Here is an 18,956-nt window from a genome sequence, read left to right as displayed (position 1 = left end):
GACCTGCGCCGATGGCTCCCGTCGCCGTGATCGTGGACACCTCGAAACCCTACTCCGGGGGTGCAACAGAGTTCCTGGCCTCCTGCAAGGCACGGCACTGCTCGAGGATCTCGGCGCGGACGGCCGCGCCGCGCCCGGCGATCGCCGTCTGCTCGCGCACATAGGCAGCCCGGCCCGCCGGGGTCTCGATCGCCACCGGCCGATAGCCGAGCGAGGTCAGGTCGTAGGGACTGGCCCGCATGTCGAGTTCACGAGCGCTCAGCGCGATCTCGAAGGCCGCGAAGGTCACCTCCGAGGGCAACAGCGGCCGCAGCGAGATGCAGGCGCGGTAGAGGTCCATTGTCGCGTGCAGACAGCCCGGTTGTTCGTGGTCGCGCTGGGTGGCCCGGCTCAGCGTCGTCGCGTTGCGCGGCCGAGCGGGTTCGGTGAAGAACCGGAAGGCGTCGAAGTGGGTGCAGCGCAGCGGCATCGACTCCACCACCGCGTCGGTGCCGTCGGAGCCCAGCCGCAGCGGCAACGCGTGACGGATGTCGCGGGTCCGGTAGACCATCGCCCACTCGTGCAGCCCGAAGCAGCCGAACCGCGGTTCGCGGGCAGCGGTGACCTCCAGCAGTCCGGCGACCGAATCGAGGGTCTGTGCGCGATCGGCCAGATGGGCAGGATCGGCGGTGACACCTGCGTCGACCCGACGGTATCCGCGCAGGCCGGCGTACTCGTCGGCGTCCTCGAGGATCGTGCCGAACCCCGGATGCCAGCGACGGATGTCGGCGGGCCGCGAGGAATAGTAGGTGAACAGGAAGTCGAGGACGGGGTGCTTCACCCCACGCCGACGCGCCTGCAGATAGGGGCCGATCAGTTCGTCGACGCGTGCGAGGTGGGCGTCTCGCCGATCACGCCACTGCGCCGGCGTCAGAACGGTCCGGACCGACGCACTCATCAGACGCGGTGGGTCTCGTCGCGGACGTTGCCGACGAACTCTTCGACAAGGTCGGCGAGCGCCACCACCCCGACCGTTCGGCCGTTCTCGTCGACGACGGCACCGAGATGCGAACTCGTCCGACGCAACGCGCCGGTCGCCTCATCGAGTTCGGTGGTCGAGGCGATCACCGGTAGCGGACGGATCTTGTCGATGCCGATGATCGTGTCGGGACCGATGCGTTCGTCCAGGATCTCGTCGAGCACGTCTTTCAGATGCAGGTAACCGGTGAACGTCCCGTCGGGACCGCGCACCGGGAAGCGGGAGAAGCCGGTGTCGGTCACCGCGCGTTCCACCGCGCCGAGCGTGGGACCGGCACCACCGGTCTCCGCGTCGACCTCGACGGCCACACTGCGCATCCGGTCCAGCGGGATCATCACCTCATCGACGGTGCGGTTGACCGACTGCAGGGTCCGCGTGAGCCGTTCGTGTTCCTCGGCGTCGATGAGCCCCTCCTGCTTGGACTCGCTGAGCATCTGGGCGAGTTCACCCGGGGAGACGGTCGAGGTCAATTCGTCCTTGGGCTCTACCCGCATCGCGCGCAACGAGATGTTGGCCAGCCAGTTGTAGAAGCCGATGAGGGGCCGGGTCAGCCGGATGAACGCCAGATGCACGGGCACCAGCAGCATCGCGGCGGTCTCCGGGCCGGCCAGCGCGATGTTCTTCGGCACCATCTCGCCGATCAGGATGTGCAACACCACGACGAGGGCCAACGCGATGGCAAAGGAGATAGGATGCAACAGCGCATCGGGTACCGCCACCAGATCCAACGGCGCCTCGATCAGGTGGGCGACGGCCGGTTCGCCCACGCGTCCGAGCAGGATCGAGCAGATGGTGATACCGAGCTGGGCTCCGGCCAGCATCAGCGACAGTCGTTCACCGGCCCGGATGACGGTGCGCGCCCGCTTCTTCCCGCTCTGCTCGAGCGCCTCGAGTCGATCCCGGCGCGCGGAGATCAGCGAGAACTCGGCGCCGACGAAGAAGGCGTTGCCGGCCAACAGGAACACCGCCAGCACGACGGCCCACAGGTCATCCACGGCGGTCCTCCGGGATCGGGCGCATCGACACCACGTCGACGCGTCGGCCGTCCATCTGTGTCACCCTCGCCTGCCAGGCGACGTCGGATTCCGGTGACGGCGGCATCTCCGGTTCGTCCTCGTCGTCGACGGAGAGCGTGAACGTCGGGAGTTCGACGGTGTCACCGACCACGGGAATGCGGCCGAGACAGAACATGATCAGCCCACCGAGCGTGTCGTAGGGGCCGTCGGGAGCGCGGTAGCCAGTGGCCTCGTAGACCTCGTCGATGCGCAACAGACCCGCGCAGAGGTAGCCGTCGCCGTCTTCGGCGACATCGGCCCGTTCGTCGTCGTGTTCGTCGGTGACGTCACCGAGGATCTCCTCGATGAGATCCTCGGTCGTCACGATGCCCGCGGTTCCGCCGTATTCGTCGATGACGACGCAAACCTCCATGCCGTCGGCGCGGATCTGCTCCATCAACGCGTCGCCGTCGAGGCTGGTCGGCACGCGGGGAACCGTCCGGGCGATCGAGGCCAGCGGTGTGCTCGCCTGCCGTTCGGGCGGGACGGTGAAGGCCTGTTTGATGTGGACCACCCCGACCAGGTCGTCGAGCGATCCGTCCACCACCACCGGGAAACGCGAGTGCCCGGTACGGGAGGACGCCATGACGAGGTCGCGGACGGTGTCGTCGCGATCGAGGCAGTCGACGGTCACGCGCGGCGTCATCAGGTCTTCGGCGGTCAGCTCGCCGAACTTCAGCGATCGGTCCACCAGGGTCGCGGTGTCCTCGTCGAGGGAACCGTGCCGGGCCGAATTGCGAACCAGCGACACCAGTTCGGCGGGTGAGCGGGCCGAGGCGAGTTCCTCGGTCGGCTCGATCCCGAGGCGTCGCACAATCCAGTTCGCTGACCCGTTGAGTCCGTTGATCGCCCACCGGAACACCGCGGAGAACAGTGTCATCGGGCCGGCGGTGGCGCGCGCGACGGCGAGCGGTTTGGCGATGGCGAGGTTCTTGGGGATCAGTTCACCGAGCACCATCGACAACGACGTCGCGATGACCAGCGCCAGGATGAGGGAGGTCACCGAGGCGGCCGATTCGCCGAGCCCGGCCGACCGTAGCGGCGGTCCGAAGATGCGCGCCAGAACGGGCTCGGCGATGTAACCGGTGATCAGGGTGGTGATGGTGATGCCCAGTTGGGCACCGGAGAGTTGGAAGGACAATGTCGAATGCGCGCGCTGCACCAGTTTGGCGCGACGATCACCGCGCGCCTCGACGTCGTTGGTGATCGTCGAACGTTCCAGTGCGGTCAGCGAGAACTCGGCCGCCACGAACAGGGCGGTGCCCAGGGTGAGGGCGACGAAACCGATGAGGCTCGCGACGAGGAGCAGCGTCTCCACCCGATCACCATCCGCCCGGAAGTGGACGTCCCTCGGCGAATCCGGCGCTGGTCTGGATGCCGAGCACCACGTTGTCGTGCAGTTCGGTGAGCGTGTGCGCACCCGCATAGGTGGCCGCACTGCGCACACCCGAACAGATGTGGTCGATGAGGTCCTCGACGCTCGGCCGGCCGGGATCGATGCGGATGCGCGAACTCGAGATGCCCTCCTCGAAGAGCGCCTTGCGCGCACGATCGTAGGCGCTGTCGGCTGCCGAGCGTGCCGCGACGGCGCGCTTGGAGGCCATCCCGAAGCTCACCTTGAACATCCCGTCGGCGTCGCGCTGGAGCTCACCGGGTGACTCGAAGGTGCCGGCGAACCAGGACCCGATCATCACGTTGGACGCGCCTGCCGCGAGGGCGAGGGCCACGTCACGCGGGTGGCGCACACCTCCGTCAGCCCAGACGTGTGCTCCGTGTTCTCGTGCGGCACCGGCACATTCGGCGACGGCGGAGAACTGCGGCCGGCCCACCCCGGTCATCATCCGGGTGGTGCACATCGCGCCGGGCCCGACTCCGACCTTCACGATGGACGCCCCGGCCTTGATCAGGTCGACGGTTCCCTCTGCCGACACCACGTTGCCAGCGGCGATCGGGACGCCGAGGTGGGCGGACGCGATCGTGTCGAGCGCCGCGATCATCTTCTCCTGATGACCGTGCGCGGTGTCGACGACGAGCAGGTCGGCACCGGCCTCGACAAGGGACCGTGCGCGACCCGCGACATCGCCGTTGATACCGACCGCGGCCGCGATCCGCAGTTTGTCGGCCGCGTCGACGTTCGGCCGGTAGATACCGTGCCGCAGCGCCCCGATCCGGGTGAGGACACCGGCCAGGGTGCCGTCGGGATGCACCAGCACCGCCAGTGCCAGGTGCAGGTCACCCAGAGCGTCGAAGACCTCTCGGCCGGGTGTGTCCACAGGCAGCGTGACCATCGCCGGGTCGAGGACGTCGCGTACCCGGGTGAAGCGGTCGATCCCGGTGCAGGCCGCTTCGGTGACGATGCCGATCGGACGCCCATCGTCGGCGACGACGACGGCCGCGCCATGAGCGCGTTTGGGTAGCAGCGCCAGCGCGTCGGACACCGAATCGTCCTCGGTGAGCACGACCGGCGTGTCCGCGACGAGGTGCCGCGACTTGACGAACGCGATCGAATCGGCCGCCGCGGCCAGCGGCAGATCCTGGGGGAGGATCACCAGTCCGCCGCGGCGGGCCACGGTCTCGGCCATCCGTTTGCCGGCCACCGCCGTCATGTTGGCCACGACCAGCGGAACCGTGGTCCCGCTGCCGTCGTGGGTGGAGATGTCGACGTCGAAGCGCGAGGCGACATTCGACCTGTTCGGCACGATGAACAGGTCGTCGTAGGTCAGGTCGTGGCTGGGCTGGTGCCCGGACAGGAAACGCACGATCAGGCGGTGCCGGCCGTCATTCGGACACCTCCGACCGGTCTCCGCCCCACAGCGTGTGGAACGTCCCGGCCTTGTCGACACGCTGATAGGTGTGCGCGCCGAAGAAGTCCCGCAGGCCCTGGGTGAGCGCGGCGGGCAGTCGTTCGGCGCGCAGGCCGTCGTAGTAGGACAGCGACGATGCGAACGCCGGCACCGGGATGCCCAGCGTGGTGGCGGTCGCGACCACCCGCCGCCAGCTGTCGATGCCGGCTTCCACGGCGTCCCGGAAGTACGGCGCGAGCAGCAGGCTAGGCAGGTCCGGATCGTCGGCGTAGGCCTCGCGGATGCGATTGAGGAACTGCGCCCGGATGATGCAGCCGCCGCGCCAGATGGTGGCCAGCGAGCCGCGGTCGACGTTCCACCCGTACTCGGCGCTGCCGGCGGCGATCTGATCGAATCCCTGGGCGTAGGCAACCACCTTGGAGGCATACAGCGCAGACTTGATGTCCTCGATGAAGGCGGCCGTGTCGGTGGGTGCGGCACCGAGGTGACCGGCGGCCAGACCGCGGGCGGCCTCGCGCTGTGCGGTGGAACTCGACAACGCGCGCGCGAAAACGGCCTCGGCGATGCCGGTGGTCGGGATACCCAGGTCGAGAGCCGATTTCACGGTCCATCGGCCGGTGCCCTTCTGGCCGGCGGCGTCGACGATCACATCCACCAATGGCTTGCCGGTTTCGGCGTCGACCTGGCTGAGCACCTCGGCGGTGATCTCCACCAGGTAACTCTCGAGTTCAGTGGAGTTCCACTGCCGGAACACCTCGGCGATCTCGGCGACCGGCAGGTCGAGCGCCTTGCGCATCAGGTCGTAGGCCTCACCGATGAGCTGCATGTCGGCGTACTCGATGCCGTTGTGCACCATCTTGACGAAGTGGCCGCTGCCGTCGGGGCCGATGTGGGTACAGCACGGTTCGCCGTCGACATGCGCGGAGATCTCCTCGAGGAGCGGCCCGAGTGACTTGTAGGACTCGGCCGGTCCGCCCGGCATGATCGACGGCCCGTTGAGCGCCCCCTCCTCGCCGCCGGAGATGCCCGCGCCGACGAAGTTCAGTCCACGCGCCGACATCGCCGCCTCACGGCGGATGGTGTCGGTGTAGAGCGAGTTGCCACCGTCGATGATGACGTCTCCGGGTTCCATCACGCCGGCGAGTTCTTCGATGACCGCGTCGGTGGCGTCGCCGGCCTTCACCATGATGAGTGCCCGGCGCGGACGTTCGAGCGCGGCCACGAACTCGGCCATCGTCTCCGTGCGGATGAAATCACCGTCGCCACCGTGGTTTTCGATCAGCGCGTCGGTCTTGGCGATGCTGCGGTTGTGCAGCGCGACGGTGTACCCGTGGCGAGCAAAGTTGCGCGCGATGTTCGATCCCATGACGGCCAGACCGGTGACACCGATCTGGGCGCGCGCGGAGGTTGACGATGACTCGACGTTGTTCATGGGACCAAGCCTATTGCCTCGGCCACATCGACTGCCGATCGAGTCCGCCTCGACGGCCGGACGGCGCGCTCGGCTCGGGCGTCATCCGTACGTGCCGGGTAGGCGATCACGCTGCCGACACCAGTCGGCTCAGCTCGGTGAGCCACGGGATGGCGACGGCGAGGGTGGGGACCACGAGGATCGCGGCCGCACCGCAGTAGGCGGTGATCGCCACCAGCCGGGTGGACCGGTCGTCGCGGAGGCGGTGCACCCGCGCGAGAGTTGTCGGACCGCCGACGGCCATCGCGCCGCGGGGGGCCACGGCGTCGGCGCAGGCCACCAGCGCGCGGCCGAGTGTCGTCGGCGTGGTGGCCCGGACGGCCTGGTCGTCGGCGAGGGCTTCGACGAGCAGTTCCACCGCGTCGAGCGCCGAGCTGCTGCGGACGAAGCGCGGAAACGCCTCGTGAAGCGCGATGAACGCCTCGAGGACCAAGTCGTGCCGCGCCCGCAGGTGGGCCCGTTCGTGGGCGATGACGGCGATGAGTTCGTCGCGGGTGAGGCGGTGCACCACACCTTCGGAGACCACCACGCGCTGGCGGAGGCCGGGTAGACAGTAGGCCAGTGGCTGTTCCACGTCGATCATCCGGACATCCCGGGCGAACAGGGGATGCGAGGCATCGCTGCGGTCGCAGCGGTCGAGGATGTCGATCAGTTGCCGGTGTGAGGCCCGGCGGGCGCGGGTACGCAGTCCGACGCGGATCGTGGTGAAGACCAGACGTCCGCCGATGAGAAGGGTGAGGGCGAAGACGCCGACGTAGACCGACCACAGTGGCAAGCCGATGCGCTCGATCTCGTGGAGGGGATGGGTGGTCGGTGTCCCGTCGCGCCCCGGCGCGAGCAGATTGGCCGCGATGGCCAGACCACAGCTGAACGCGGAGAGCACCGCGGCCAGCGCGATCGCCTGCCACAGGGTCATCGCTGCCCGTGGCGCGCGGATCGGCCACTGCGCCCGGGACAGAGCCTCCGGGGCGGGACCGACCAGCACCACGGTCAGGATGCCGAAGAGCAGGGCTGTCATCAGGGCGGTCCTTGCGGTGGGCTGTGGGGGTGTGTGTGAATCTAGCCGGACTCGGGGGTCCCGCGCGCCGCTTCGAGTTCATCGAGCGCATGCCGCAGCGCCGCTGCTTCGTCGGCGCCGACGCGGCCCACGAAGGAGACGAGCGCCGCGTGACGCGAACCCGGGGCGTCGGCCTCGCTGAGGGCGTCGACCATCAGGCTGGCGACGAGGTCTTCGCGGGGATGGGTGGGGACGTACTTGTGTGCCCGGTCGTCGCGGATCTGGGTGACCAGGTTCTTCTTGGCGAGCCGCTGCAGCACTGTCATCACGGTGGTGTACGCGAGCGAGCGGTCACGCGAGAGTGTTGCGTGTACCTGCCGCACGGTCTGCGGCGTGGAACTGGTCCACAACGTGTCCATCACGGCACGCTCGAGGTCGCCCAAACCATTCATTCTTCGCATTTTACTGCCGCATCTCCTACTCGCCGCATTCGCGGTCAAACCGGTGTCCCACCTGCGCCGAAGCGGTTCTCCGACACGAACTTCGCGCGGCCCTTGACAGGTTGGTAAGGGTAGCCTACATTAAGAGTCACGTCGGACCGCGCGAGAGTCCTGAGGGCTGCAGAGACCCCCGGTCCACGCCACGGTAGGCCCCACGTTTCAACGAAACGTGGGGCCTACCGGTTCCTCGGGGGTGTTCACCCGGGCCTCGAGGTGTCCGACGGGGACGGTCGTGTCAGTGTTGAGGCCATGACTGGCAACACAGGGACGACCGGCAGCACAGGCACGACCGGGAATGCAGGGAAGACCGGCAATGCGGGGACCGACAGCACAGAACGCGACGTGCGGGCCTCGCTGGGACGAGGACTCGACTCGGTACTCGGCCTGACGCCCATCGAGGTCGGCGCAGACGGTCTGGTGGCTTCCCTGGAGATCGCCGACAAGCATCATCAGCCCTTCGGCATCGTGCACGGCGGCGTCTACTGTGCGGTTGCCGAGAGCGTGGCGAGCATGAGCGGCTACTTCTGGTTGCAGGAGTCCGGGATCGGCGGGACCGCCGTCGGCGTGAACAACAACACCGACTTCCTGCGTTCCATCCGCTCCGGGACGGTGACCGCGCGGTCGACCCCGATCCACCGCGGCCGGCGCCAGCAGCTGTGGGCCGTGGAGATGACCGACGACGACGGCCGCCTGCTCGCCCGCTCCCAGGTGCGCCTGCAGAACATCGAACTGCCCGACGGCCAGGCCGCGCCCGCATGAGCTCGGCGTCCGGCGTCCCACGGCCCGGCCCGCACCGCGCGCTGCACCCGGACACCCGGTCCGCCGTCGACGCGATCCTCGACGACGTCGACGCCGACCTCGCCCGGCAGTTCCCGGGTGACGATGCCGCCGCCCAACCGGTGCACACCGCCTACCTCAGTGCGGCCGACGCCGACCCCGGCACCCCGGCGTATTGGGGTGAGCAGGCGCGCGCCATCGCCGAAGCGGCCGCCGCCACCCTCGCCGATCTCGCCGACGCCCCGATTGCCGACCTCGTGCTGGCGCGATTGCGCAGCAATCCGATCGTCGACGCACGAATCGACCTGGAGGACGGCTACGGCCGGCGGCCCGACGCCGTCGAGGACGCCGATGCCCGTCGGGCCGGCGAGACGCTGGCCGCCTGGTCCGCCGACCGGCCACACGCGCCGCGGGTCGCCGGAATCCGGGCAAAAGGCCTCGGCGCCGCGGAACGTGCCCGCGGCATCCGCACCCTGGAACTGGTACTCGACGCGGCCGGCGGCGTGCCCGACGGCTTCGTCTTCACCGTGCCCAAGCTGCGCGACGTGCGTCAGGTCGACGCGGTCAACCTGATCTGTGCCGACCTCGAACGCGCCCACGGCCTGTCCGAGGGTGCACTGCGCTATGAGCTGCAGGTGGAGATCCCGCAGGCGGTGCTGGGCGCCGACGGGCGGGCGACCGTGGCCGAGGCGATCCACCGCGGCCGTCCGCGGCTGAGTGGATTGCATTACGGCACCTACGATTACAGCGCGGCCTGCGGCATCGTCTCCGCGCAGCAGTCCCTGACGCACCCGGTCGCCGATCATGCCAAGGACGTGATGCAGGCGGCCGCCGCGCATACCGGGGTCTGGGTGAGCGACGGCTCCACGCAGGTGGTCCCGGTCGGTGACCCCGGTCAGGTCGCGGCGGCACTCGAGCGCCATCACGCGCTGGTGACTCGCTCCCTCAAGCGTGGGCTCTACCAGGGCTGGGACATGCACCCCGGGCATCTGGTGACCCGCTGGACAGCGGTCATCGACTTCTTCCGGCAGGCGATGCCGACTGCGGCGGCACGTCTGCAGGCCTACTTCGAACACGTATCGGGTAGTGAGGTGCTCGACGAACCCGCGACTGCGATGTCGCTCGCGCTGGTCATCGAACGTGGCATCGCGGCGGGCGCGTTCACCGCCGCTGAGGTCACCACGATCGCACCGCTGTGCACCGAGGCGCGGTTACAGACTCTGCGTGCGCACGGCGGCAGCCTGGGCGGCTGACGCTCGCCGCGCCGATGGAGTGGGTGCGTGGCAGGATGACTCCATTGTCGGCGCCCGAGTCCCGCGGGCGGCTCGTGGAGGAGGAGAGACAACGGTGCGACTGTCGCCGCATGAACAAGAACGGCTGCTGATCTCCTACGCGGCCGAGCTGGCCCGCCGGCGGCAGGGACGCGGTCTCAAACTCAATCACCCCGAAGCGGTGGCGATCATCACCGATCACGTGCTCGAGGGTGCGCGCGACGGGCGAACGGTCGCCGAACTCATGACGTCGGGACGCGAGGTGCTACGACGCGCGGATGTGATGGACGGGGTGCCCGAGATGCTGCACGACGTGCAGGTGGAGGCCACCTTCCCGGACGGCACCAAGCTCGTCACCGTGCACAACCCGATCGATTGATTGATCGCCTGCGCCGGCCGGGGGCCGAGCAGCAGCGACGCGAGGAGAATGACATGTCGGATCACGCACCGCCGGAGCAGCTTTCGAGTGATCAGGGGATCATCCCGGGCGAGGTGATCCCGGCGCCGGGAACGATCGAGTTGAACGCCGGAGCCGACCGGGTCACGATGCCGGTGATCAACACCGGCGACCGGCCGGTGCAGGTCGGTAGCCACGTCCACTTCCCGCAGGCGAATGCGGCACTCGACTTCGACCGGGACCAGGCGCTCGGGCGACGTCTCGACATCGCAGCCGGTACCGCGGTGCGGTTCGAACCCGGCGTGGCGATGACCGTGACGCTGGTGCCGCTGGGCGGTTCCCGTGAGGTGCACGGCATCTCACTCGACGCCCCCGGCAAGCTCCCGGACGCCCGCGAAGGACGGAACTGACATGGCATCACTCGGTCGTGACCGCTACGCGGCGCTGTTCGGCCCCACCACCGGCGACCGGATCCGGCTCGCGGATACCGACCTGCTGATCGAGGTCACCGAGGATCGCTCCGGCGGCCCGGGACGCGCGGGTGACGAGGCCGTCTTCGGTGGCGGCAAGGTGATCCGCGAGTCGATGGGGCAGAGCCGCGCGACCCGCGCCGACGGCGCCCCCGACACGGTGATCACCGGCGTGGTGGTCCTTGATCACTGGGGAATCATCAAGGCGGACCTAGGGATTCGGGACGGCCGGATCGTCGCGCTGGGCAAGGCGGGGAACCCGGACACGATGGACGGCGTCCACCCAGATCTCGTGATCGGGCCGTCCACCGAGATCGTCGCCGGCAACGGCAAAATCGTCACGGCCGGCGGGATCGACTGTCACGTCCACTTCATCTGTCCGCAGATCATGGACGAGGCGCTCGGCAACGGCATCACTACCCTGATCGGCGGTGGCACCGGTCCCGCCGAGGGGAGCAAGGCCACCACCGTCACCCCGGGTGCCTGGCATCTCGCCTCGATCCTGGCCGCTACCGATCACTGGCCGATGAACATCGCCCTGCTCGGTAAGGGCAACACGGTCAGTGCCGAGGCGATGTACGAGCAGATCCGGGCCGGCGCATCGGGATTCAAACTTCATGAGGACTGGGGCAGCACCCCGGCCGCGATCGATGCGTGCCTGCGGGTCGCCGACGAGACCGGTGTCCAGGTCGCGTTGCACTCCGACACCCTGAACGAGGCCGGATTCGTCGAGCAGACCCTCGCCGCCATCGCCGGCCGCGGCATCCACGCCTACCACACCGAAGGCGCCGGTGGTGGGCATGCGCCCGACATCATCACGGTCGCAGCACATCCCAACGTCCTGCCGAGTTCCACCAATCCCACCCGCCCGCACACCGTCAACACGCTCGACGAGCATCTCGACATGCTCATGGTGTGTCATCACCTCAACCCGACCGTGCCGGAGGATCTCGCCTTCGCCGAAAGTCGTATCCGGCCGTCCACCATCGCCGCGGAGGACCTGCTGCACGACCTCGGCGCCATCTCGATGATCGGATCGGACGCCCAGGCGATGGGCCGGATCGGTGAGGTGGTGTTGCGCACCTGGCAGACCGCGCACGTCATGAAGCGCAAACGCGGTGCGCTCGACGGCGATGGCCCGGCCGACAACCTCCGCGCCCGCCGCTACGTCGCGAAGTACACGATCTGCCCCGCCATCGCGCACGGCTTCGACGACGAGATCGGCTCGGTCGAGGTGGGCAAGCTCGCCGACCTCGTCGTCTGGGACCCGGTGTTCTTCGGTGTCCGACCAGATCTCGTCATCAAGGGCGGTGCCATCGCGTGGGCGGCCATGGGTGATGCCAACGCGTCCATTCCCACCCCGCAGCCGGTGCTGGGGCGGCCGATGTTCGGCGCGGCGGGCAAGGTTGCCGCGGCCACGTCGGTCAGCTTCGTCGCGCCCGGAGCCGACGACGGCCTGGCCGATCGGATCGGTGTCGACCGAAAACTGGTGCCCGTCAAGAACACTCGGAGCCTCGGCAAGGCGGACATGCCAGGCAACGACGCCTGCCCGCGAATCGAGGTCGAACCCGACACCTTCACCGTGCGCATCGACGGTGAGGTGTGGGATTCACCGCCGATGGACCGGTTGCCGATGGCGCAGCGGTATTTCCTGTTCTGATGCGCCACCTCGAATCCGCTCCGCTGGCGATGATGCTGACGCTGGCCGACTCCCGGCTCCCGGTGGGCGGCCACGTGCACTCCGGTGGCGTCGAGCAGGCCATCTCCGACGGTGACGTCACGACCGTCGCCGCACTCGCCGACTTCCTGCGCAGGCGGTTGCTGACCTCCGGGCTGGTGGCCGCGTCGATCGCCGCCGCGGTCGCCGAAGACGCGCTGGATGTCGTTGCCGCACAACAGGAAACCGACGCCCGCACACCGTCGTCGGCCGCCCGTGCGGCGTCCTACGCGCAGGGCCGCGGGATGCTGCGGCTGGCCCGGCGGATGTGGCCCGACGACGACTGGTCGGCGCATACGCCGGCCACCCACCTGCCGGTCATCGCGGGGTCCATCGGGGCACGATGCCGACTGTCGGGATTCCACACCGCGCTGGTACTGGCGTACACGACGATGAGCGGCTCGGCGACCGCGGGCCAGCGGCTACTGGCACTCGACCCGGCCGACGTGGCGATCGTGATCGCCGAACTCGGTGTCGACTGCGAACGGGTCGCCGCGCAAGCCGCCACCGGGCTCGCCGATTTGTCCGACCCGACGATGGACGTCTACGCCGAACGGCATGCACGACGCCCCATGCCCCTGTTCATGTCCTGACCGCCCCGAGAGGAACCCCATGCCACCCCACCTGATCGACGGCGAGCCGCACTCGCATCACCCGGACCGCCCGCGACGCCACCGCGAACCCGGCGAGGCCCTGCGGATCGGCGTCGGCGGACCGGTCGGCTCGGGTAAGACCGCGCTGGTCGCCGCGCTGTGCCGCGAACTGCGCGACGAGTTGTCGGTCGCCGTGCTGACCAATGACATCTACACCACCGAGGATGCGGACTTCCTGCGCCGCAACGCGGTTCTGCCGGACCAGCGGATCACCGCCGTGCAGACCGGCGGCTGCCCGCACACCGCCATCCGCGACGACATCACCGCCAACCTCGACGCCATCGACGACCTCGTCGCCGCCAATCCGCCGCTGGATCTGCTCCTGGTGGAATCGGGCGGCGACAATCTGACCGCGACGTTCTCCACCGGACTCATCGACGTGCAGATCTTCGTCATCGACGTGGCCGGCGGCGACAAGGTTCCACGTAAGGGCGGGCCCGGCGTCACCTTCTCCGATCTGCTCGTGATCAACAAGACCGATCTCGCCGAGCGCGTGCACGCCGACCTCGAGGTGATGCGCGCCGACGCCGAGCGGGTCCGGCAGGGCCGGCCGACCGCGATGATCTCACTGACCGACGATCCGGCCGCCACCGACGTATTGCACTGGGTCCGCGGGCAACTCGCCGCGGTCGCCGTGGGCGGCTGATCGGGTGACCCAGGGATCAGGGGTGTCGTGCATACCGAGGTGAGCATCGTCGCCGCACCCGGCAGATCGCCACGGGTATCCGCGGCCGGCGGGATCGCCGTGCGCCAGACGGGTCCGCACACCGTGCATCTCATCGGCACCGCCGCCACCCCCCTCGGTGGCGACACTGTGCGAATCGTGGTCGACGTGACCGCCGGTGCCCGACTCGAGGTCCGCACGGTCGCGGCGATGATCGTGCTGCCGTCGGCACAGCGGACGGATTCGGAATCGGCCTGGGACCTCACCGTCGGCGAGGGTGCCCGGCTGCTCGTCGATCCAGAGCCCACGGTGATCGCCGGCGGCGCCGCGCACCGGAGCACCACCACGATCGCCGTGGCGGCCGGAGCGAGTGTGACCATCGGCGAACACGCCCAGATCGGCCGGTCGCCCGGCCTCAACCCGGCCGACGACCTCGGTGGCTGGCAGTCCGCCCTCCATGTGGACGCAGAGCACCGACCGCTTCTCCGGCACCGGACCGCGATCGGATCGGCATCGCCGACGGGTCTGGCACACCGCGGCATCAGCAGTGTGTTCCGGTTTCCCGACGATCGGCCCGAGGATGTCGCCGACGCCGGGTATGCCGCCCGGCTGATGCTCGCGGCCGGCGGCAGCCTCACGACGGCGCTGGCCGGATCGGCGGCCGGTGCCCGTCACCTCTGCGACGAACTCGACGTGCGCGCACTGGTCTGACTCTGCGCCGAACGTCGCGCCGGCATCGTTGATCGCCGATAGACTCCCCGGGTGTCCAGTCCCCTGGGGATCACCCCCGATGAGTCCCTGCGCAAGGGACTGCAGAGTCGTCACATCAGCATGCTCGCGCTCGGCGGTGCCATCGGTACCGGCCTGTTCGTGGCATCCGGCGCCACTATCCACGATGCCGGGCCGGGCGGCGCGGTCACCGCCTATCTGCTCATGGGCGTCATGGTCTTCTTCCTCATGCAGAGCCTGGGGGAGATGTCGGCCTACATCCCGTGCAGCAATCCCTTCGAGGAGTACGGCAAACGGTTCGTCAGCAAGTCCTTCGGTTTCGCCGCCGGGTGGAATTACTGGCTCAACTGGTCGGTGACCCTGGCCGCCGAACTCGTGGCGGCCGGACTGATCATGAAGTTCTGGTTGCCCGACGTGCCGTCGTGGATCTGGTCGGTGATCTTCCTGGCTGCCCTGCTGGGGCTGAACCTGTTCGCGGTCAAGGCTTTCGGCGAGGCCGAGTTCTGGTTCGCGACCATCAAGGTGATCGCGGTCGTGGTCTTCCTCGGCGTGGGGGTGCTCCTGGTGCTCGGTGTCGTCGGTGACGGGCCGGCACCCGGGTTCAGTAACTGGACCATCGACGACGCGCCGTTCGTGGACTGGCCGCTGGGCATGCTCTCGGTGTTCCTGATCGCCGGCTTCGCCTTCCAGGGCACCGAGATGATCGCGGTGGCCGCCGGGGAAGCGGTGGAACCCAAGAGTGCGATCCCGCGCGCGGTGCGCACGGTGTTCGTCCGGATTCTGCTCTTCTACGTCGGCACCCTGACGATCATCTCGTTCCTGATTCCCTACACCGATCCGAATCTGCTGAATGCCTCCGAGGAGAACATCGCGATCGCGCCGTTCACCCTGGTCTTCAAAGACGCGGGCATCTCGGTGGCGGCGTCGATGATGAACGCCGTGATCCTCATCGCCATCCTGTCGGCGGGCAACGCGAGCCTGTTCGCGGCCACCCGCGCGTTGTACGGACTGGCGGTCGAGGGAAGTGCGCCGCGGGTGTTCATGTGGGTCACTCGACGCTCCGGCGTCCCGGTGATGGCGGTGGCGGCGACCACCGCGATCGGGGCGCTGTGCTTCCTCGCCAGCCGGGTGGGCGACGGCCGTGCCTACGTGTGGCTGGTGACGGCGTCGTCGGTGGCGGGCTTCATCACCTGGATCGGGATCGCCTGGGCGCACTACCGATTCCGCCGGGCCTGGAATCTGCAGGGCCGCTCACTCGACGAGTTGCCCTATAAGGCGTGGCTGTATCCGGCGGGCCCGATCGTGGCGTTGCTGATGTGCTTTGCGGTGATCGCGGGCCAGAACTTCACCGCGATTCGCGACGGCACCGCGGGCAACTGGGAGTTGTGGCTCACCGCCTACGGCGCGCTCGCCGTGTTCCTCGGCTTCTGGTGGGGCCACAAACTCCTCACCCGCATACCGTCGGTCGATCTGCGCACCGCGGATCTGTCGTCCACGGCGTCGGCCTCGGCACACCGGAATCCGGATCCGGACCCCGATCCGGTGCACTGAGCGCCGACGAGGTCAGCTCGCCTCGACCTTCGTGTCCGCCTCGCCGTCGTCCGCTTTCTCGCCGGGCGGCGTGGCGCCCGCCGATTCGGCCTCGGTCTCCTCCACGGATTTCTTCTCCAGCGCGCTGAGCTGCCCGATCGCCGTCCGGGCATACACCTGCTGCTCGGTCACCGCGAGCTGTGAACGGCCGCGCGTGGTGAACGCGAAGAACCAGTTGACCAGGGTGTTGAGTCGGTTACGGAAGCCCACCAGATACACCAGGTGCAGGGCGAGCCAGCCGAGCCACGCGAAGTAGCCCTCGGTCTCGAACTTCTTCTTGGTGCCCGGGATCGGCACCTGCATCACCGCGCTGAACCGCGAGATGGTGGCCATCGAGCCCTTGTCGTAGTAGCTGAAGGGCTTGCGATCGGCCGGGGAATGTCCCTTGAGCTCGGCCTTGATCGCGTCGGCCGCGTAGCGTCCGCCCTGAATCGCGCCCTGCGCGACGCCCGGCACACCGTCGACGGCCATCATGTCGCCCACGACGAACACGTCGGGATGCCCGGGAATCGAGAGGTCGGGCTGCACCTTCACACGACCGGCGCGGTCGAGTTCGACGCCGGACTGTTCGGCGAGCTGTTTGCCGAGCGGGCTGGCCTGCACGCCCGCGGACCACACCTTGCACTGCGATTCGATGCGCCGCGTGGTGCCGTCCTTCTCCTTGACCACCAGACCGTCGTAGTCGAGGTCGACGACCATGGCATTCAGCTGGACCTCCACGCCCATCTTCTCGAGACGGCGCGCCGCCTTGCCGCCGAGTTTCTCGCCGAAGGGCGGCAACACCGCCGGGGCGGCGTCGAGCAGGATCACCCGTGCCTCGGTCGGATCGATGTTGCGGAACGCGCCCTTGAGGGTCTTGTCGCTCATCTCGGCGATCTGGCCGGCGAGTTCCACGCCGGTCGGGCCGGCACCCACGACGACGAAGGTCAGCAGTTTGGCGCGTTCGGCCGGATCGTCGGACAGTTCGGCCTGCTCGAAGGCGCCGAGGATGCGGCCGCGGAGCTCGAGAGCGTGGTCGATGGTCTTCATACCGGGCGCGTACTCGGCGAAATGGTCGTTGCCGAAGTAGGACTGATCCGCGCCGGCGGCGATGATCAGGCTGTCATACGGGGTGACGGTGACCCGCTCGAGCAGCCGCGAGGTGACCGTCTTGGCCTCCAGATTGATCTCGAACACATCGCCCATCAGCACCTTGGTGTTGCGCTGCTTGCGCAGGACCACGCGGGTCGCCGGAGCGATCTCGCCTTCGGCGACGATGCCGGTGGCCACCTGGTAGAGCATCGGCTGGAACAGGTGATGTGTCGTCTTCGCGATGAGGGTGACATCCACATCGGCCTTGCGCAGTCGCTGGGCGGCGAACAGGCCGCCGAAACCGGAGCCGATGATGACCACATGCTTGCGGGCGTGTGGGGTTGGGCTGCTCACGAGAACATCTCCTCTGGCTCGATCGTCTGCGGGTCTGAACGGTCTGCGGGGTCTGAACGTCTGGGCCGCGACGGTCTGCGGGTCTCAAAGTTTGTCTGGCCGATCGTGCGCGTGACGCCGCACACCCACAACGGTAGTCAATGATCCATGGTTGTTCGCGACGAGACCCTGCCGCCCACGATTTCGGCGGGTTGTCTCAGGCCGGGAGGCCGGTCGCCGAGGGCCACCGCGAGGCGAGCACCGACCAACGTGACGCCAGGATCTCGTACTCGACCTCGGCCGCCTCGAAGCCGCCGTCGGCGAGGAAACCGAGGACCGATGGTGGTGCGGCCACGTCGTCGAATCGTTCGTCGGAGACATGGATGGCGGTCAGACTCATCCCGAGTTTCTCCATCACCCGCCGGGAGCCCACGTTGACCGCCATGGTGCCGGCGAAGACGCGCTGGGTGCCCAGATGACCGAACGCGAAGGCCAGCAGGGCCCGGGATGCCTCGGTGGCCAGCCCGCGCCCCCACACGGCACGCCGGAGACGATAGGTCAGTTCCAGTTCGGCCCGATTGCTGTGCCGCGGCGCACGCAGCGACACCCAACCCAGGAAGACCGCGGTGGCCGGATCCACGACGGCCCATACGCCGGTGCCGTGACTGCGACGTTCGGCCTCAGCGCGGGGCAGCACCCACTCTTCGATCACCGCACGTGAGGTCGACGCGCCGCCGCTGACGTAGCGCATCACCTCGGGATCGCTGTCGAGGTGGATCAGTTCATCGACGTCGTCGCGTCCCAGCGGCCGCAGCCGTGTTCGCGCGGTGTCGATGTTCACGCCCATCCCCTCGGTGTCGCCATCGTGCACTCACTCCCCGCGCGTGAGTCTACGACCTCGCCGCCGCCACGATCGGCGTTCGGTGCCGGTGTGTCCGGAGGTGGTGTTCGCGGCGTCGGTACCCGTCGCTATCGTCGGCAGGGTGGCCCACGACTATCACCTCGACATCCCGTTGCAGCTGCGCTGGGGCGACATGGACCCCAACAACCATGTCAACAACGTGCAGTTCGCGCGGCTGTTCGAGGAGACCCGCGTGCGTTCTTTCGCCGACTGGTGGCCGACGCGCCCGGCGGACCTGTCGATGCTGGTGGCGCGGCAGGACATCGAGTTCTCAGCGTCCCTCGAGTACACCCCGGCCCCGATTTGCGCGCGCAGTTGCGTAAGCCGGGTCGGGACGTCGTCGTTCGTGATGGCGCTGCGCCTCTTCGACGATCACGAGGTGCTCTGCGCCTCGGCGGAGACGACGATGGTGGTGGTCGACCCGGACACCGGACGGCCGCGGCCGATCCCACCGGATATGCGCGAGGTGCTCGAGTACCATCTGGGTGAACCGATCCGCTTCCACGCACGCCGGTCGATGACCGGCGCCTGAGCACTC

The 18,956-nt window shown here is 68.5% G+C and carries 19 protein-coding genes; 10 read left to right on the top strand and 9 right to left on the bottom strand.

The window, feature by feature from the left end; genetic code table 11:
* Positions 1-49: 49 nt before the first annotated feature.
* The 7 genes from GBRO_RS13720 to GBRO_RS13690 all read right to left on the bottom strand — a co-directional run bounded on the left by GBRO_RS13720 (position 50) and on the right by GBRO_RS13690 (position 7,806).
* On the bottom strand, positions 50-937 hold the full coding sequence (locus tag GBRO_RS13720; protein WP_012834506.1) for a hypothetical protein: 888 nt from the start codon (positions 935-937) through the stop codon (positions 50-52).
* Positions 937-2,013, bottom strand: a complete 1,077-nt coding sequence (locus tag GBRO_RS13715) for a hemolysin family protein (protein ID WP_012834505.1) — start codon at positions 2,011-2,013, stop codon at positions 937-939. Before GBRO_RS13715 ends, GBRO_RS13720 begins: the two co-directional genes overlap by 1 nt.
* Positions 2,006-3,391 (bottom strand): hemolysin family protein, encoded by a 1,386-nt coding sequence (locus GBRO_RS13710; RefSeq protein ID WP_012834504.1) that lies wholly within the window; start codon positions 3,389-3,391, stop codon positions 2,006-2,008. Before GBRO_RS13710 ends, GBRO_RS13715 begins: the two co-directional genes overlap by 8 nt.
* Before the next feature lie 4 nt (positions 3,392-3,395).
* Positions 3,396-4,832, bottom strand: a complete 1,437-nt coding sequence (guaB1, locus tag GBRO_RS13705) for a GMP reductase (protein ID WP_012834503.1) — start codon at positions 4,830-4,832, stop codon at positions 3,396-3,398.
* A gap of 19 nt (positions 4,833-4,851) precedes the next feature.
* Positions 4,852-6,309, bottom strand: a complete 1,458-nt coding sequence (gndA, locus tag GBRO_RS13700; RefSeq protein ID WP_012834502.1) for an NADP-dependent phosphogluconate dehydrogenase — start codon at positions 6,307-6,309, stop codon at positions 4,852-4,854.
* Between the two features lie 106 nt (positions 6,310-6,415).
* Complete coding sequence (locus tag GBRO_RS13695; RefSeq protein WP_012834501.1) at positions 6,416-7,366, bottom strand: M56 family metallopeptidase; 951 nt, start codon at positions 7,364-7,366, stop codon at positions 6,416-6,418.
* 41 nt (positions 7,367-7,407) lie between these two features.
* Positions 7,408-7,806 carry a BlaI/MecI/CopY family transcriptional regulator gene (locus GBRO_RS13690; RefSeq protein ID WP_012834500.1) on the bottom strand — a complete coding sequence of 133 codons (399 nt, stop codon included), beginning with the start codon at positions 7,804-7,806 and terminating at the stop codon, positions 7,408-7,410.
* A 288-nt stretch (positions 7,807-8,094) separates the two neighbouring features.
* On the opposite strand from GBRO_RS13690, the gene GBRO_RS13685 reads away from it, so the two are divergent.
* The 9 genes from GBRO_RS13685 (at position 8,095) to GBRO_RS13645 (ending at position 16,074) form a co-directional block, all read left to right on the top strand.
* Positions 8,095-8,604, top strand: a complete 510-nt coding sequence (locus GBRO_RS13685; RefSeq protein WP_012834499.1) for a PaaI family thioesterase — start codon at positions 8,095-8,097, stop codon at positions 8,602-8,604.
* The gene (locus GBRO_RS13680; protein ID WP_012834498.1) at positions 8,601-9,875 is read left to right on the top strand and encodes a DUF6986 family protein; all 1,275 of its coding nucleotides are present in this window, start codon (positions 8,601-8,603) and stop codon (positions 9,873-9,875) included. The genes GBRO_RS13685 and GBRO_RS13680 overlap by 4 nt, the downstream gene beginning before the upstream one ends.
* A 94-nt stretch (positions 9,876-9,969) precedes the next feature.
* Complete coding sequence (locus tag GBRO_RS13675; RefSeq protein WP_012834497.1) at positions 9,970-10,272, top strand: urease subunit gamma; 303 nt, start codon at positions 9,970-9,972, stop codon at positions 10,270-10,272.
* Positions 10,273-10,325: 53 nt separating this feature from the next.
* The gene (locus GBRO_RS13670) at positions 10,326-10,700 is read left to right on the top strand and encodes an urease subunit beta (RefSeq protein WP_012834496.1); all 375 of its coding nucleotides are present in this window, start codon (positions 10,326-10,328) and stop codon (positions 10,698-10,700) included.
* A gap of 1 nt (position 10,701) precedes the next feature.
* A complete protein-coding gene (locus GBRO_RS13665) occupies positions 10,702-12,420 on the top strand; it encodes an urease subunit alpha (protein ID WP_012834495.1) in 1,719 nt (572 codons plus the stop codon).
* Positions 12,420-13,070: an urease accessory protein UreF gene (locus GBRO_RS13660; protein WP_012834494.1), complete on the top strand. Its 651-nt coding sequence runs from the start codon at positions 12,420-12,422 to the stop codon at positions 13,068-13,070. The genes GBRO_RS13665 and GBRO_RS13660 overlap by 1 nt, the downstream gene beginning before the upstream one ends.
* A 19-nt stretch (positions 13,071-13,089) precedes the next feature.
* Complete coding sequence (ureG, locus tag GBRO_RS13655; RefSeq protein WP_012834493.1) at positions 13,090-13,776, top strand: urease accessory protein UreG; 687 nt, start codon at positions 13,090-13,092, stop codon at positions 13,774-13,776.
* Positions 13,777-13,803: 27 nt separating this feature from the next.
* On the top strand, positions 13,804-14,505 hold the full coding sequence (locus GBRO_RS13650) for an urease accessory protein UreD (RefSeq protein WP_012834492.1): 702 nt from the start codon (positions 13,804-13,806) through the stop codon (positions 14,503-14,505).
* Positions 14,506-14,556: 51 nt separating this feature from the next.
* On the top strand, positions 14,557-16,074 hold the full coding sequence (locus GBRO_RS13645; protein ID WP_012834491.1) for an amino acid permease: 1,518 nt from the start codon (positions 14,557-14,559) through the stop codon (positions 16,072-16,074).
* 12 nt (positions 16,075-16,086) lie between these two features.
* Here the strand turns inward: GBRO_RS13645 and GBRO_RS13640 are convergent, their stop codons facing one another.
* Together GBRO_RS13640 and GBRO_RS13635 are read right to left on the bottom strand one after the other, a co-directional pair.
* Positions 16,087-17,538: an NAD(P)/FAD-dependent oxidoreductase gene (locus GBRO_RS13640; protein ID WP_012834490.1), complete on the bottom strand. Its 1,452-nt coding sequence runs from the start codon at positions 17,536-17,538 to the stop codon at positions 16,087-16,089.
* A gap of 196 nt (positions 17,539-17,734) precedes the next feature.
* Positions 17,735-18,358, bottom strand: a complete 624-nt coding sequence (locus GBRO_RS13635; protein ID WP_012834489.1) for a GNAT family N-acetyltransferase — start codon at positions 18,356-18,358, stop codon at positions 17,735-17,737.
* A 193-nt stretch (positions 18,359-18,551) separates the two neighbouring features.
* Between GBRO_RS13635 and GBRO_RS13630 the strand changes: the two genes are divergently transcribed.
* Positions 18,552-18,950 carry an acyl-CoA thioesterase gene (locus tag GBRO_RS13630; protein ID WP_227892943.1) on the top strand — a complete coding sequence of 133 codons (399 nt, stop codon included), beginning with the start codon at positions 18,552-18,554 and terminating at the stop codon, positions 18,948-18,950.
* The last annotated feature ends 6 nt before the right edge of the window (positions 18,951-18,956 follow it).

This window comes from Gordonia bronchialis DSM 43247, assembly GCF_000024785.1.
GTDB lineage: Bacteria > Actinomycetota > Actinomycetes > Mycobacteriales > Mycobacteriaceae > Gordonia > Gordonia bronchialis.
This window is presented reverse-complemented; position numbering and strand designations above follow the sequence as displayed.

What these genes read in the sequence shown, in the direction of transcription:
- GBRO_RS13680 (WP_012834498.1), top strand. Translation starts at nt 8,601, where the DNA reads ATGAGCTCGGCGTCCGGCGTCCCACGGCCCGGCCCGCACCGCGCGCTG.
- GBRO_RS13685 (WP_012834499.1), top strand. Translation starts at nt 8,095, where the DNA reads ATGACTGGCAACACAGGGACGACCGGCAGCACAGGCACGACCGGGAAT.
- ureG (WP_012834493.1), top strand. Translation starts at nt 13,090, where the DNA reads ATGCCACCCCACCTGATCGACGGCGAGCCGCACTCGCATCACCCGGAC.
- GBRO_RS13665 (WP_012834495.1), top strand. Translation starts at nt 10,702, where the DNA reads ATGGCATCACTCGGTCGTGACCGCTACGCGGCGCTGTTCGGCCCCACC.
- GBRO_RS13720 (WP_012834506.1), bottom strand. Translation starts at nt 937, where the DNA reads ATGAGTGCGTCGGTCCGGACCGTTCTGACGCCGGCGCAGTGGCGTGAT.
- GBRO_RS13630 (WP_227892943.1), top strand. Translation starts at nt 18,552, where the DNA reads ATGGACCCCAACAACCATGTCAACAACGTGCAGTTCGCGCGGCTGTTC.
- GBRO_RS13660 (WP_012834494.1), top strand. Translation starts at nt 12,420, where the DNA reads ATGCGCCACCTCGAATCCGCTCCGCTGGCGATGATGCTGACGCTGGCC.
- GBRO_RS13670 (WP_012834496.1), top strand. Translation starts at nt 10,326, where the DNA reads ATGTCGGATCACGCACCGCCGGAGCAGCTTTCGAGTGATCAGGGGATC.
- GBRO_RS13690 (WP_012834500.1), bottom strand. Translation starts at nt 7,806, where the DNA reads ATGCGAAGAATGAATGGTTTGGGCGACCTCGAGCGTGCCGTGATGGAC.
- gndA (WP_012834502.1), bottom strand. Translation starts at nt 6,309, where the DNA reads ATGAACAACGTCGAGTCATCGTCAACCTCCGCGCGCGCCCAGATCGGT.
- GBRO_RS13695 (WP_012834501.1), bottom strand. Translation starts at nt 7,366, where the DNA reads ATGACAGCCCTGCTCTTCGGCATCCTGACCGTGGTGCTGGTCGGTCCC.